Source organism: Streptomyces sp. NPDC050619, from assembly GCF_040654815.1.
Classification (GTDB): Bacteria; Actinomycetota; Actinomycetes; order Streptomycetales; family Streptomycetaceae; genus Streptomyces.
In genome coordinates this window covers 480980-495688 of sequence record NZ_JBFAIR010000003.1, presented here as the reverse complement: position 1 = coordinate 495688, position 14709 = coordinate 480980, and the positions used below count along the sequence as shown (strand labels likewise).

The following is a 14709-nucleotide window of genomic DNA, read 5'->3' as shown; positions in this document are numbered from 1 at the left end:
TTAGGTTTTCCTGGGTGGGGCTGGGTTTTGGGCCCGGCTCCGGTCCTGGGAAAAGCTTCTCGGCTGCCCGGATGGCCGTGCCCGTGATGTGACGGGGGTGGCGTGGGCATTCAGGTGGAACCCTGCGCCGAGTCTGGCCCCGCGCGGCTGGTGCCGGGTGGGGTTGCTCATCGTGTGCGGTGCCTGCCGCCGTCCGCGCCACTGGGGGTGGCGCCTTGGTGACTGGGGCTGCCGCCCCGCCGGACGCTGTCCACCCGGGCCCGTAGCGGCGGTTCGCGCTGCGGAGGTTGCGGGTGGGGCGGGGACCCTGCGTCGCTGCCTGGGCGCAGGGCGGTTTCTCGTCGGCGCCGTCTTCGTCCGGTCCGCCGCGGCGCGAGGCTGCGCAGGACCGGACGAAGGGACGGTGCCGGGGTGGGGGGTGTGCCGGACCGGCTGGTCCAGCTCCTGAACCGTGCGGCGGATCACATACGTGCCGCTGCATCGGTCCAGGACGGTCAGGTGCTGGTGGGTCAGTCCGCGTGCGCCGATGCGCTGCCAGGCGGCCACGTCGCGGTCCGCGCTGTAACCGCAGGCGGTGTTGGGGCAGGTGGCCCATTTCCAGCCGGGCTTGGTGTTGTCAGGGGCGGTGTGGTGGCGGAAGGCGTGCAGGCAGCGGGGGCAGTACTTCGAGGTGCCCCGGGCCGGGACGATGACCACCGCGATCCCGTAGGCGGCGGCTTGGTGGCGGGTGTGGGTCACGATCTGTCCGCGGACCGAGGAGGACAGGCGGGTGTTGAGGGTGCGGCCCTTGCCGCGTGCCTCCATGTTCCGCAGATCCTCCAGGTAGATCACCGTCGCCCGGGCTGCGCGGGCTGTCTCGACCATGAAGCGGGCGGCGGCCTTGGCCAGCTGCTCGTTCAGTTTCGTCCGCCGCCTGCTGACCGCCGCGTGCTCGGTCTTGAGGACCGCCAGCTTCGCTGTGGTGAGTGGCTCGGGCCACTGCCCGGCCACGGCCCGCCCGTCGACGAGGGCTTGCAGATGGGCGGTCTTGGTCCACAGATGTTCACCGAGGATGCGGAGCCGGTCGGCCTTGGCCAGGATCCCGTCCGGGCGGAAGAACACCGGCCGTCCGTCGGTGACCACGGTCGGCTGGGCGCCACCGGTCAGGGTCAGGGTGCCGCCAGTGAGCAAGGTGCCCAGCCCGTAGTCGAAGGCGACGGCACGGGTATGCCCGCCGGGGCGGGTCCTGGGCGCGGCGATGGTGAACGCGACATCCAGCCGCAGTCGGCCGCCGCGCACCCGCAGGGTGGGGGCGTGCAGGGCGGCGGCCAGGGGGATGGTCGGCGGGAGCCGGAAGCGGATCACGGCCGCATGCCAGTCGTGGCGGGTGCGCGGATCGGGGCGCACCGGCAGCCGGAGGGTCAGCACCCCGTAGTGGGCGGGGTCGTCCTCGCAGCGGGTCAGGGTGCACAGTTGCTTGTCGGCGGCGGCCAGCACCACCTGCCGCCCACCACCCGGAGCTGATTCCAGCGCACACACATCCACTGGCAGACGGCCGCCCTGCGCCGCCTGGAAAGCGGCAATCTGACGGGTCCGTCCGCGCAGTACGCAGGCCGACACCGCGTGCCCGTCCGGGCACGATGCCCGCAACGCTGCCCACTCACCCTCACTGCGCCGCAGGGGATCGGCATCCGGACCGGTGGGCCAGGTGGCCAGGACCGCGTCGGTGATCTCGCTGCGCCACCAGGCCGACCGCAGCGCCCGCCCGGCCTGCTCCTCTGCCACCCTGCGCACCCGGTCCGGCAGATACAGCCCGTCGGGTACGACCGCGCCCCAGCCCAGCGTACGCACCGCCGTCCAGGCGTTCGACGGCAGCCGGGCACCGCAGAAGTCCCTCCCGGAGGCGAGCTGCGCGAGGTCGGGCCGGTTCCAGTGTGCCGAGGTGACCTCGGTGCACAGCGTCTCGACCAGGGACGCCAGCCAGCCCACCCGCTCGGCCAGCACATCCGCGCCCCACACCTCGCCGGTGACCGTGTCCATGCCCCGGAACGCGGACGCGCAGGCACACGCGATGCGCTCCGTCTCCCCTTCACCAAGCTGGACCTTCCGCCGCACCGTCCACCTCCCCGCCCTGACATTCCACACTCCGGTGCTGCGCCCGTGGCGTGGCAGCCGCCTCCAGCAGACGCTGACGGGCCTGCCGTGAGCGGATCCCGTACATCCGGCCGGAGAACGAGGCGACCAGCATCATGAAGTCAGCCAGCAGCTCCTCACTCCCACCCGGTGTTCCGCGGCAGGGATGCAGGACCTCCACCCGTACCTGATCCCGCTCCAGCAACGCGGTGATCCACGCGGTACCGAAACGGGCCAGCCGATCCTCGTGAGTCACCCGCACATGGGTGAACTCGCCCCCGCGCGCCCGCCGCAGCAACCGGTCCAGCCCCGGCCGCGATTCCCGCAGCCCCGAAGCCCGGTCCCTAAACACCGCCACCACCTCGCCGGTCGCGGTGGTCCGCAACTCCGCCTCTTGCGCGGCCAGGGACGACTCCTGCCCCGTCCGGCCCGACACCCGTACGTACAACGCCTCACGCCGCGTCCCCACCTCAGGACTTTCACCCTCGATCAACTCCGCGAGCGCCTGCGTCGAAAACCGGCGCTCCCGCCCCACCCACACCACCGCAACCCTGCCGGCATCCGCCCACACCCGCAGCGTGTCGGGATGCAGACCCACCCGACGCGCGGCTACCGACAAACGAAGGAGTTCCATATCCAGGACGCTACAAAGGCCCCAACACGAGCTATCCACAGGCCAGTCCACCTGTCGCTCAATCATGTGAAAACAACGCGTACCAGCCCGGCCCCCAGCAGACCGTGATACGCAGCCACACCCAGGAAACACAGGTAAAACCAACGACTGCAATCAACCCTAGGCCGGTCGACTCCCCTGATCCCCCGATCTGAAGGTACTCGACGCTCGGCGCATATCCCGATGCACCCGTCTCTATGCACCCGTCCCTATGCACCGGGCATGAGACGGACCTACGCACCCGGCACGAGACGGACCAGCAATACGGCGGGCGAGCGCGGCAGCGACACCCGCAGTCCGTCACCGTCCCACACCGCCGAGCCGGCGGTCGGAGCGGACGGGTGCAGGATCTCGACACGAACCCCCTGATCCACCAAGTGCCTTACCGGCAGCCGGAGTTCTGCCTCCCCGCCCCGGCGCCACACCGAAAGATACGAGGGCCCCTCCGGCACCCGCATCCCCAGCGCCAGCCATTCATCGGTCCACCCCGGCAGTCCGAGCGGCCAGAACGGCACGGCCCGCGCGAGATCCCCGCGGATCGTCTTGTACGTGGCCACCGCGTCCCGCACGAGGCCCAGCTGGTGGTCCGACATCCGGTTCAGATGGCCGGACAGATGGATGCGGCCGAGCAGCGCCCCGCCCAGGGTGAAGGCGATCAGGTCGTCGTCGAACTCGGGCTGCGGGTACGCCCACACGGCGCCCTGCTCCGGCGGGACCGCCGTCGGTGCGGCGGCGGCGATCGGCGGGAAGCGGAGCGGGTCCTGCTGGTCGCTGGTGGACTGGAGCTGGGTGACGGCCAGCGTGGCGCCGTCCATGCGCATGCCGCCGGAGGCGCAGTTCTCGATCACCAGCGCCGGATGCCGGTCCAGTACGCCGGACAGCCAGTCCAGGTACGCCTCGGCGTGGCCGAGCAGTCCGGCGCCCGGTGCGAGATCCCCGGGGGCGCGGGTGCCCGGGTCGACCACGATGTTGTAGTCGAGCTTGAGGTAGCCCACGCCCCAGTCGCCGGCGATCCGGTCCACCGTCTTGTCGAGGTGCGCGCGGGCGGCCGGGTGCCGTAGATCGAGCTGGTGGCGGCCCTGTTCGCCGATGCGTACGCCGTCGCGCTGGAAGAAGGCGTCCGGCGGGAGCGCGGCCGCGACGGGGCTGCGCACCCCGACGACCTCCGGCTCCAGCCACAGCCCGGGCACCATGCCGCGTTCCCGGATCCGGTCCAGGACCGCCTGGATGCCGCCGTCGGGAAAGCGGCGCGGCGAGGGCAGCCACTCGCCGACGCTGTCCCACCAGCCCTCGGTGTCGTCGTCGTACCAGCCCGAGTCGATGCAGAAGTACTCCGCGCCCGCCTCGGCCGCCGCGTCGATCAGCGGCAGCAGCCTCTCGGTCGTCGGGTCGCCCATCAGCGTGTTCATGTAGTCGTTGAAGACGACGGGCAGCGCGATGTGGTCCGGGTGCGGACGGCGTACGGCACGGCGGTACGAGGTCAGGGCCCCCATCGCCTCGTCGAGGCCGGTGCCGAGAGCCAGGGCGCCCGGCACGGTGGTGAACTCCTCGCCCGGTGCGAGCCGGACCCGCCACTGGTGCTCGGCGTCCGTGGGTCCGTTCAGCGCCAGATAGGTACCGTGCGCGCGTTCGCCCAGGTCCCAGCGCCAGCCGGCCGGGGACTCGATCTGCCACAGCCAGGTCCGGCCGCCGTCCCTTTCCGTCAGCGCGCCCATCGGCAGGTGGCCGTCGGTGGGCCAGCTGCCGCGCCCGACCAGGACGAGGGCGGCCCGGCTGTCGTGCTGATGGGCTTCCGCGTTGATGTCGGCGACGGTGTCCCGCAGCGGCTCGGCGTACCAACGGCACTCCGCGAGCCAGTCGTTGCGGGCCCGGTGCACGTCGAGGGCGTCCGGTGCGGGCAGGCCGCCGAGCAGCAGACTGCTGACGGACTGTACGACCAGGGGCTCGGCGCCGTCGTTGCGGAGCCGGACCCGGGAGCGGAGCACCGGCAGACCAGCGGGGGACGTCAGCTCGACGAAGGCCGTCAATCCGCTTGCCGGGTCGTGGAGTTCGACGGTCAGCCACTCCCGGTCGGCGCGTGAGCCGAGGCGGTGGTCCCGGTACCGCAGGCGACTGCCGAAGGCCGTGCCGGTGAAGCGCGGGCCGGACCAGCCGCTGCCATGGCCGAGGGCCGTCAACTCGACCAGCGGGAGGGCCGATTCGGGGTCGGCCGACGGTGCGGACTCGCCGGGGCGGGTGAGCCGGATCAGCCGCAGCGTCCCGTCGGAGGCGGGGGCGAACTGGACCGTCAGTGCCGAGTGACCCCAACTGAACAGGCCGTTGGAGGCCATGCCCGCCGAACCCGCCGTACCGGTCAAGGTGTTCCCCTCCTGGTTACCGATCCTGATACCGCTCCTGAGCCGCCGGGCCGGCGGTCCGCGTCAGTCGCGTGAATCCATTGTTACGGTCTCTTGACGACCTCAGTGTGACCGGTCACAATCCTGGCATGAATGTGACCGGTCACACAAGGCGCCCGGCGAGCATCAGGGACGTGGCGACGGCCGCCGGGGTCTCGTACCAGACCGTCTCCCGGGTGATCAACGGCCATCCAAGCGTCAAGCCGTCCACCCGGGAGCGGGTGCTCGCGGCCATCGACGAGCTGGGCTTCCGGCGCAACGCCACCGCGCTCGCCCTGGCCAGCGGGCGCAGCAGGGCCGTGACCGTGCTGACCGCCAACACCACCCACTACGGTTACGCCTCCATCCTCCAGGGCATCGAGGAGGCCGCCCGCGCCGCCTCCTACGCGGTCGGCATCGGCGTCCTCGAATCGGCGGACGAGGCCGCGGTCGCCGCCGAGGTGCGGCGGGCGGCGGACGCGAGCGGCGGACTGATCGTGATCGCCTACGACCCGTCCGGCGTACGGGCCCTGGGCGCCGTCCCCGCCGAACTGCCGGTCGTGGGCGTGGTGGAGACCCCCGCGAGCACGCCCGACCCCGGCCACCCCTGGGTGTGGACCGACGACCGCGAGGCCGCCTACGAGGCGACCCGCCATCTCCTGTCCCTGGGCCACGAGACCGTGCACTACGTGGCCATCCCGTCCAGCACCCGGCGCACCAGTGCCCGAACCACCGGCTGGCGGCAGGCGCTCACGGAGGCCGGAGCGCCACAACCCCGCCCGGTACAGGGCAGTTGGGGTCCGGCGGGCGGCCACGCGGCGGGCCGGAAGCTGGCGCGGGACCCGGCCGTCACCGCGATCCTGTGCGGCAACGACGACCTGGCGCTCGGGGTGCTGCGCGCCCTGCACGAGTCCGGCCGGTCCGTCCCCGGCGAGGTCAGTGTGGCCGGGTTCGACGACGCCCCGCACTCCGCCTATCTCACTCCGTCGCTGACGACCGTGCGCCTGGACTTCACCGGCCTCGGCCGGTCCGCGTTCGCCCTGCTGCACGGGGTGCTGGAGGAGTCCGCGCCGATCGCCCCGCATCCCGTCTCCGTACCGGAGCTGGTGGTGCGGGAGAGCTCGGGCCCCGTCCGCCATCAACTGTGACCTCGGCACCGCTGTCCTGAACTCCCCGTCTGTGAAAGGCACTTGAGGTACGTGATGAAGACAAGAGCTCTCCCCGCGCTGGCACTGATATGTATCTCCGCCCTGGCCGCCACGGCGTGCAGCGATCCCACCGCCGGCGATTCCGGCGACTCCGGCTCGGACGCGAAGCAGACGGCGGTCGACCCGACCGCCCGCCTGGACGGCGTGAAGCTGACCATGTGGACCGCGCAGAACACGGTGACCGCACCGAAGCAGGTCATCGACGCCTTCGAGAAGGCCACCGGTGCCGAGGTGGACACCGAGGCGATCCCGGACCTCTACGAGCAGAACGTGCCGACCAAGCTGGCCTCAGGCGACCGGCCCGACCTGATGTTCTGGCAGCCGTCCATCTCCACGCTGCCGTTCATCCAGCCGCAGCAGAACCTCCTCACCCTCGACGGGGAGGAGTGGGTCTCCAAGCTCGGCGGCACCGAGCGGACGCTCGGTGTCATCGACGGCAAGCGGTACGCGGCGATCGTCACCAGCCCCGCCATGCTCGGCGTCTACTACAACAAGGACGTCTTCAAGCAGGCAGGAATCACCGAGCAGAACCTCCCCAAGTCGTACGACGAACTGCTGGCCCTCGGCCACAAGGTCGTCGACGGCACGGACGCGGCCGCCTTCTACGAGGCCGGCGGCGACAAGTGGCCCCTCCAGTGGCAGATGCAGGTCCAGCTCACCGACCTGGACAAGCAGTGGTGGGCGGATCTGAACGCGAACAAGAAGAAGTGGACCGACCCGGTCGTCGTCGGCGCGATCAAGAAGTACAAGGACAAGCTGCTCGGCGCCGGGCTCGCCCAGAAGAACTACAAGACGGGCACCTTCACCGGACAGGCCGACGCGCTGTGGAAGGGCGAGGCCGGCATGGTCCTCAATGTCACCTCCTTCCAGAGCCAGTTGCAGGCCAAGTACTCCACGGCCGAGATCGACAAGAAGATCGGCTGGTTCCCGATCGCCAACTCCTCCGCGACCGGCCTGTACTCGCCCGACCAGACCAACGGCGTGGTCGCCTTCAAGACCGGTGACGACAAGCGGCAGAACGCGGCCCGGCAGTTCCTGGCCTTCTGGCTCGGACCGGACTACGCCGACTACATCAAGGCGATGAAGATCCCGTCCGTGCAGCCGTCCGTGCCCACCCCCGACGGGCTTCCGCAGACGTCCAAGGACCAGGTCGCGGCCCTGCCCAAGGCCATCGGAGTGTTCCAGGCCAAGGCGATCGTCGCCCCGGACACGCATCTCTACCTGGCCGACATGATCTTCGACAAGAAGAGCCCGCAGCAGGTCGCCCAGGCGATCCAGGACCAGTTCGCCCAGGTGGCCAAGGCCCAGGGCGCACCGGGCTTCTAGCCGGCTGCGACGACCTCTCCCCCACTTCCCCGACATCCACGGGCGGGACTTCCGATGGCGGACACGGCCATACGTACGCGACGTACGCGCAAGCAGAAACCGGCAACGGGCGGAACGAGGACGGTGGGACGGGTCCCGCGTGCCGCCGTGCACCACCCCTGGTGGTTCGCGCTCCCCGCGATCGCCGTCTTCGCGGGCTTCTTCCTGGTGCCGAACCTGCTCAACTTCTACTACCCGTTCACCAACTGGTCCTCGTACCACGCGGACATCGCCTTCACCGGCCTCGACAACTTCAAGACCATCGCCGACGACGGCACGCTGCTGCGCGCGATCCGCACGACGCTCGTGTATGCCCTGCTGGCGGCGCTGTTCCAGAACGGCTTCGGGCTGGTGCTCGCACTGCTGCTGGAGGCCGACAGCCGCTTCAACCGGTTCTTCCGCGCCGTCTTCTTCCTGCCGGTGCTGATCTCGGCGCTCGCCACCGGCTACGTCTTCCAGGCCCTCCTCGACCAGGACGGCGCCGTCAACTCGGTGCTCGGCACGGACATTCCCTGGCTGGGCTCGACGACCTGGACGCTGGTCCTGGTCACCGTCATCCACGGCTGGAAGTGGATGGGCCTGGCCATGCTGATCTATCTGGCCGGGCTCAAGGGCATTCCCGGCGAGATGCTGGAGGCCGCGAAGTGCGACGGCGCCGGCCCCTGGCGGACCTTCTGGTCGGTGCGCTGGCCGATGCTCGCGCCGGCCGTCACCTTCAACGTGACCACGGCGCTGATCGGCTCGATGAACACCTTCGACATCGTGCAGGCCACCACGGGCGGCGGGCCCGCGGCCTCCACGGAGGTCTTCAACATCTACATGTTCCGGATCTTCGGTCAGGGCCTGTACGCCCAGGCCTCCGCGATGAGCCTCGTCCTCTTCCTGGTGGTGGTCGCGGTCGCGATCCCGCTGGTCGTCGGCCTGCGGCGAAGGGAGCAGCTCCTGTGAACCCGTCCCTGGCATGGCGGTACGGCCGTCCCGCCCTCGTCCTCCTCCTCGCGGGGCTCGCCGTCGGCGTACCGCTGTGGCTGGTGATCGTCACCTCCGCCAAGCCGCAGGCGGAGGCCATCGAACCGAACCTCGATCTGCCGGGTCACTGGCAGCCCGGCAGCAACTACGAAGACGCCGTCAGCCAGGGCGAGATGCTGCGCGGCTTCGTCAACTCGCTGCTCGTCGTGCTGCCTTCGGTGGCTCTCGTCCTGATCCTCGGGGCCGGCGCCGCCTGGGTCTTCGCCCGCCGCAAGTCCAAGCTGATCTCGGCGGCGTACGCGCTGTGCATCAGCGGACTGCTGCTGCCGCCCGCCGTCATCACCATCGTGATGGAGCTGCGGCAGATGGGGCTCGCCAACACCCGCCCCGGCATGATCGCCGTCTACACCGGGATGTACCTCTCCACGTCGATCTTCTTCATGACGGGCTTCATCCGCGCCATCCCCATGGAACTGGAGGAGGCCGCGCGGATGGACGGGGCGAGCCCGGCGCGGATCTTCGCCCGGATCATCCTGCCGCTGCTCAGGCCGGTGATCGCCACCGCGACGATCATGGTGATGCTCTACGCCTGGAGCGACATCTTCTACGCCTTCTTCGTCCTCGGCGGCGGAGAACGGGCGACCCTCCCGCTGAACCTCTACCAGGTCGCCAGCGCCCAGCTCTACCTCAACAACTGGCACCTCGTCTTCGCGTACGTCGTGGTGATGAGCCTGCCCATGGTCGCCGTGTTCCTCGTCGGCCAGCGAAAGATCGTGTCCGGAATCACCAGCGGAGCCGTCAAGTAACTGGAGGTCCAGCAACGTGAGCACCCCCACCCGCACGAGATCGCGTACGAGAACCGCCCTCGTCACCGCCGTACTCGCGGCAGCCGCCATGGCCGGCACCCTCCCCGCGGCGGGACCCGCGGCCGCGGCCGACCCCCAGCGCGTCACCGTCGACCTCGGCGCCTCCGAGGGCCCGGTGACGCTCGGCGCCAACGGCGCGCTGTACGGGCTCAGCGACGACGGGGTGCCCAGCGACGCCGCGCTGGAACCCCTGAAGATCACCAGCATCTCGCAGAAGCCGGAGGGCGGCGCCCAGCACCCCAACGGCGACGCGCTCTCCGTCTCCAAGTCGTTCTTCCGCAACGGCGGCGGCGAGATCAACGTGATGATGCAGGACATCTACGCCAAGTGGCCCTACGAGGACCTCGGCATCGACGACTATCTCCCCAAGGTCGACAAGATCGCCAAGGAGGTGTCGGCGGACCCGAACAGCGACCGCTTCGTCTACATCCCGTTCAACGAGCCCGACGCGATCTGGTACAACATCGGCGTCGCCGACCAGGCGCAGTACGAGGTCAACCGCGACCGGTTCTTCAAGGACTGGAAGACGGTGTACCAGCGCATCCGCGCGATCGACCCCGACGCGCGGATCGCCGGGCCCAACGAGACGGGCTACCACACCCGGCTGATGACCGACTTCCTCGCCTTCGCCAAGCGGGAGAACGTCCTGCCCCAGGTGCTGACCTGGCACGAGTTGAGCTCCGGCTCCCTGCGCGACTTCCAGGCGCACTACGACAACTACCGTTCGATCGAGCGCCAGTTGGGCATAGCACCTCTCAAAATCAACATCGACGAGTACGCCAACCGCCGCGACCTGTCCGTCCCCGGGCAACTCGTGCAGTGGGTCTCGATGTTCGAGCGGAACAAGGTGTACGCCAACCAGGCCTACTGGGACGCCGCCGGAAACATGGACGGCAACGTCGTCCGGTCCAACATCCCCAACGGTGGCTGGTGGTTCTTCCGTTGGTACGCCGGGATGACCGGTGACACCGTCAAGGTGACCCCACCGCAGGCCAACGCCATCGACACCCTCCAGGGTCTCGCCTCCCTGGACACCTCGCGCCGCCAGGCGCAGGTCCTGCTCGGCGGCAGCGCCGGTGACTCCGACGTCGTCGTCCAGAATGTCTCCCCGTCCGTCTTCGGCCGCACGGTCACCGCGACCGTCTCGGAGGCCGCCTGGTCGGGCTACGAGGGGCAGCACGCGACGCCGCGCGTCCTCGCCCGGACGAAGGTGAAGGTGGCGGCCGACGGCACGGTGACCGTCCCGCTGCGCGGCATGCACAAGATGTCGGCATACCGGATCGTCCTCACCCCCGGCGGCTCGGGCACCCCGTCCGCCGCCTCCGTCCCCTGGTCGGCGTCGTACGAGGCCGAGGACGCGGCCATCACAGGCGGCCAGGTCTACACCCAGGGCACGGTCAGCAACGCCAACGGCTACGCGGCCTCCGGGACGAAGGACGTCGGCTCCCTCAACACGGCCTCCAGCAAGGTCGACTTCACGGTGACGGTACCCAAGGCCGGGGCTTACGACCTGGCGATCCTGTACGGCAACCAGTCCGGCGCCCCCGCCACACAGAAACTGTCGGTCGACGGCGGGACTCCGGTCACGGTCACCTACCCGTCCACCGAGAACTGGACCTACCGCGCCAAGAAGGATGTCACGGTCCAACTCCCGGCAGGGTCGCATGTGTTGACGCTCGCCAAGGGCGACGCCGAGGTCACCCTCGACCGTATCGACCTGACCGCCCGAACCGGTGCGCCGTCCGCCTCGTACGAGGCCACACTGGCGGACATCAGCGGGAAGCCGTCGTACGACTACTCCTCGTCGGCCGGCGTGGGCACGGGCGCCCTCGTCCTGCGCTCGGGTGACAAGGCGGTCTTCGACGTCTACGCCCCGCGCGACGGTTACTACACGGTGGTGCCGCAAGCGTCGGCGGCGGTGAAGCTCGCCCTGCACGGGGAGACGGTGACGGCGGCACCTGGCCGGCCCGTGCGTCTCTACCTGGTGGCCGGCAACAACCGCATCGCGACGACGGCCCAGGGCTACCAGGCCTCGGTCCGATCCCTCGATGTCTCGGGCAGCGGCTCGACCGCCGGCACGCTCTCCTACGAGGGCGCCTCGGCCACCCTCGCGGGCGGCGCGGAACTCATCGACTCCGCCCACGCCTCCGCCGGTTCCTACATCGGCCGGATCGGCAACAGCGCGGCCGGCACCGCCGAGTTCACGGTGGACGCGCCCAGGTCCGGCCGCTACATGCTGGTCGTCCAGTACGCGCACAACGACCGGCGCGACAACGGCCACGCCTACAACACGGACATCATGTCCCGTACGGCGGACATCACGGTCGGGAACGGCACGCCCCAGAGGGTCACCTTCAAGAACACCTGGAGCTGGGACGACTACTGGACGCTGGGCGTCCCGGTCGACCTGAAGAGGGGCGCCAACCAGGTGACGTTCGGCAACGCGAACGCGTGGGCCCCGAACATCGACCGGATCGAGCTGGGGCGCGTCGTCGGCTAATACCCCGCTCAGAGCCTGCGGCCGACCCCGCACCATATCGGCAGTGCGCCGGGTGCGGGGTCGGCCCGCTGCGCCGCCTCGTGGGTGTTGTCCGCCGTCGGAATGCCGGTCCCGATGTCGAGGAACTGAACCGGATGCCGGCCTTCGCGGTCACTACGCGCACGGCACGTCCGAGAAAGGCGCGGTCGGCCCGGACGGCGGGGACGATCCGCGGGTTGGCCGCGGCGGCCGGCTCGGCCGCCTCCTGGTCGGCGGGGTAGTTGTCCCGGCCGCCCAGCCAGGCGTTGCAGACGCGCGCGGGGTGCGCCTCGGAGGAGTCGACCGGTGTCGCCCCGCCGGTCGGGTGCTCGTGCATCGGGACCGCTCCCCTCGCCGCCGTTCGCCCGCCGAAGCCACAACTCGCGTGTGGGTGGGCCCAGTTGCCGGTCAGGGAGGACAGCCCCGCCGGGATACCGACCGTACTCGCCGTCTGTTCCGACCGGCCCGCTGCTCGCCCACTGGTACCTGCCCGTGGCCGGGTTCCTGGAGCCGCCGGCGAAAACGCACGGCTGACCGGGACACGCAGGTGTTCTTGTCGGGGGGCCGAAGGTGGAAACCGCGGCCGATGGCGTTAGCATCTGCCCACGCGCACGAACATTTCCGCACACACGGCGAGCGATCCGAGGGAGCCCGGAACCCGATGCCGGTCAAGGTAAGCGTCATCGTCCCGGTCTACAACCCCGGGACATACATCGAGGACTGCATCGCCTCGTTGCTGAGGCAGTCGCTGCCTCCGAACGAGTACGAAGTGATCTTCGTCGATGACGGCTCCACCGACGAGACACCCGCCCGGCTCGACGCGCTCGCCGCCGAGGAACCCCGGGTGACGGTCATCCACCAGGAGCCCTCCGGCTGGTCGGGCAAGCCCCGCAACGTCGGCATCGCCGCCGCCCAGGGCGAGTACGTCATGTTCGTGGACAACGACGACTACCTCGGCGACGAGGCCCTGGAGCGGATGTACGACTACGGGGTGGCCAACGGCGCCGACGTCGTCGTCGGCAAGATGGCCGGCCACGGCCGCGGTGTCCCGGTGGAGCTGTTCCGCCGCAACCATCCGCGCGCCACCGTCGACACCGCCCCGCTGATCGACAGCCTCACCCCGCACAAGATGCTCCGCCGGGCCTTCCTCGACGACATCGGGCTGCGCTTCCCCGAGGGCAGGCGGCGCCTCGAGGACCACGTCTTCGTCACCGAGGCGTTTCTGCGCGCGGACAACGTCTCGGTGCTCAGCGACTACGTCTGCTACTACCACGTCAAGCGGGACGACGCGTCCAACGCGGGCTTCCAGCGCTTCGACCCGGTCGGATACTTCAAGAACCTCCGCGAGGCCCTCGACGTCGTCGAGCGATACACCGAGCCGGGGCCGACGCGCGATCGGCTCTTCCGGCGCTGGCTGCGCAACGAGATGGTCGAGCGGATGCGCGGCCGGCGCTTCCTCGCCTTCCCCCCGGACTACCGCAAGGAGCTGTTCGACGAGATCCGCGATGTCGTCGTGGAGCGCTTCGGTCCCGGTGTCGCGCCCGAGCTCCAGCCGACGCAGCGGATCGTCGCCGCGCTGATCGCCGCCGACCGGTTCGAGGACATCGTGGCGTTCGCCGAGTGGGAGGCCTCCGTCGCCCTGAGGGCCGAGCCCGGCAGCATCCGGTGGCAGGACGGCGCGCTGCGGATCGACTTCGCCGCCGAGTACGCGACCGGCGGGGCGCCGATGACGTTCCCGGCCGGCCCCGCCGGCGACTCGCCCGACGGTCCGCCGAAGGACGTGGCCGAGGCGGTCGCCTGGGTGGGTGCCGACAGCGTCGCCAAGTTCGGCAAGGCCACGGCGGACCTGCTGCTGCGGGAACGCACCAACTCCGCCCAGTACTTCCAGCCCGTGGAGGTCACCCGGGAGATCGTCCCGGTGGAAGAGGGCGAGGGCGTCCGCCTGGTGCTGCGTGCCACGGCCGCCGTCCACCCCGCCACCGCGGCCGACGGCGTCCCGCCGGGCGGCGGCCTGTGGGACGCCTTCGTCCGGGTCAAGCTGGGCGGCTGGACCAAGGAGTGCCGGCTGGGCCCTGTCCCCCGCAAGGGCCAGACGGCGGCGGAGCCCGGTGTGGTCGCCGGCCGGGTGGTGCTGCCGTACTGGACCGACCCGCACGGCAATCTCGCCCTGGACATCGACCGCGCGACCAAGCGGCTGGGCCTCGGCCGCCTCACGCCCGAGGACGTCACCGTCACCGGCGACCGGCTGCGCGTCCCCCTGCCGCTGTACGTCCCCGGCGACACCGAGGTGTCGCTGCGGCTCCGCGACGGCTCCTCCTCCTTCGACGCCACCGGCACGCTGTCCCCGGACGGCTCCGGGGCGCTGCTGGAGGCCGTGCTGCCCGTCAGCAGCCTCAAGGCCGGCATCTGGCGGGTCGCGCTGAGCCCGGCCCCGGGCGCCGACGAGCCGCGCTTCCTTCCGTTGTCACTCGCCCTGCGGGTCAGCGGGGGCGAAGTGCAGGTGGTACGTCCGCCCGGACCGGGCGTCGCGCTGCGGCTCGCCCGCAGGACGCGGCGCGTGCTCGGCAGAATCCGGCGGAAGGCAAGGAAGGCAGCATCCCAGGTCAAGGCTAGGAGGGCATGA

Annotated in this window: 9 protein-coding genes and 1 pseudogene; 6 read left to right on the top strand and 4 right to left on the bottom strand. The window is 70.4% G+C overall.

Annotation, left to right across the window (positions count from 1 at the left end; translation table 11 throughout):
• The 3 genes from AB0I77_RS08255 to AB0I77_RS08245 form a co-directional block, all read right to left on the bottom strand.
• Positions 1 to 2019, bottom strand: a complete 2019-nt coding sequence (locus AB0I77_RS08255; protein ID WP_363281575.1) for a zinc ribbon domain-containing protein — start codon at positions 2017 to 2019, stop codon at positions 1 to 3.
• 49 nt (positions 2020 to 2068) lie between these two features.
• Positions 2069 to 2746, bottom strand: a complete 678-nt coding sequence (locus AB0I77_RS08250) for an IS607 family transposase (protein ID WP_363281574.1) — start codon at positions 2744 to 2746, stop codon at positions 2069 to 2071.
• A 272-nt stretch (positions 2747 to 3018) separates the two neighbouring features.
• Entirely contained in the window at positions 3019 to 5115 is a 2097-nt protein-coding gene (locus AB0I77_RS08245) for an alpha-galactosidase (protein ID WP_363281606.1), read from the bottom strand.
• 155 nt (positions 5116 to 5270) lie between these two features.
• Here AB0I77_RS08245 and AB0I77_RS08240 point away from each other — a divergent pair, with 155 nt between their 5' ends.
• The 5 genes from AB0I77_RS08240 to AB0I77_RS08220 all read left to right on the top strand — a co-directional run bounded on the left by AB0I77_RS08240 (position 5271) and on the right by AB0I77_RS08220 (position 12068).
• Positions 5271 to 6308, top strand: coding sequence for a LacI family DNA-binding transcriptional regulator (locus tag AB0I77_RS08240; protein WP_363281573.1), 1038 nt, complete (start codon positions 5271 to 5273; stop codon positions 6306 to 6308).
• A 54-nt stretch (positions 6309 to 6362) separates the two neighbouring features.
• Positions 6363 to 7694: a carbohydrate ABC transporter substrate-binding protein gene (locus AB0I77_RS08235; protein ID WP_363281572.1), complete on the top strand. Its 1332-nt coding sequence runs from the start codon at positions 6363 to 6365 to the stop codon at positions 7692 to 7694.
• Positions 7695 to 7748: 54 nt separating this feature from the next.
• Entirely contained in the window at positions 7749 to 8681 is a 933-nt protein-coding gene (locus tag AB0I77_RS08230; RefSeq protein WP_363281571.1) for a sugar ABC transporter permease, read from the top strand.
• Entirely contained in the window at positions 8678 to 9508 is an 831-nt protein-coding gene (locus AB0I77_RS08225; RefSeq protein ID WP_363281570.1) for a carbohydrate ABC transporter permease, read from the top strand. The genes AB0I77_RS08230 and AB0I77_RS08225 overlap by 4 nt, the downstream gene beginning before the upstream one ends.
• Before the next feature lie 88 nt (positions 9509 to 9596).
• Positions 9597 to 12068: a CBM35 domain-containing protein gene (locus AB0I77_RS08220; RefSeq protein ID WP_363281605.1), complete on the top strand. Its 2472-nt coding sequence runs from the start codon at positions 9597 to 9599 to the stop codon at positions 12066 to 12068.
• A gap of 8 nt (positions 12069 to 12076) precedes the next feature.
• On the opposite strand, the pseudogene AB0I77_RS08215 reads toward AB0I77_RS08220, so the two are convergent.
• Positions 12077 to 12423, bottom strand: a pseudogene (locus AB0I77_RS08215) (SAM-dependent methyltransferase).
• A gap of 324 nt (positions 12424 to 12747) precedes the next feature.
• Between AB0I77_RS08215 and AB0I77_RS08210 the strand changes: the two are divergent.
• Positions 12748 to 14709, top strand: a complete 1962-nt coding sequence (locus AB0I77_RS08210) for a glycosyltransferase family 2 protein (protein ID WP_363281569.1) — start codon at positions 12748 to 12750, stop codon at positions 14707 to 14709.

Excerpts from the sequence above, each read along its gene's own strand:
- AB0I77_RS08230 (WP_363281571.1), top strand. The coding sequence starts at position 7,749 with ATGGCGGACACGGCCATACGTACGCGACGTACGCGCAAGCAGAAACCG.
- AB0I77_RS08220 (WP_363281605.1), top strand. The coding sequence starts at position 9,597 with ATGGCCGGCACCCTCCCCGCGGCGGGACCCGCGGCCGCGGCCGACCCC.
- AB0I77_RS08245 (WP_363281606.1), bottom strand. The coding sequence starts at position 5,115 with ATGGCCTCCAACGGCCTGTTCAGTTGGGGTCACTCGGCACTGACGGTC.
- AB0I77_RS08210 (WP_363281569.1), top strand. The coding sequence starts at position 12,748 with ATGCCGGTCAAGGTAAGCGTCATCGTCCCGGTCTACAACCCCGGGACA.
- AB0I77_RS08250 (WP_363281574.1), bottom strand. The coding sequence starts at position 2,746 with ATGGAACTCCTTCGTTTGTCGGTAGCCGCGCGTCGGGTGGGTCTGCAT.
- AB0I77_RS08240 (WP_363281573.1), top strand. The coding sequence starts at position 5,271 with ATGAATGTGACCGGTCACACAAGGCGCCCGGCGAGCATCAGGGACGTG.
- AB0I77_RS08235 (WP_363281572.1), top strand. The coding sequence starts at position 6,363 with ATGAAGACAAGAGCTCTCCCCGCGCTGGCACTGATATGTATCTCCGCC.
- AB0I77_RS08255 (WP_363281575.1), bottom strand. The coding sequence starts at position 2,019 with ATGGACACGGTCACCGGCGAGGTGTGGGGCGCGGATGTGCTGGCCGAG.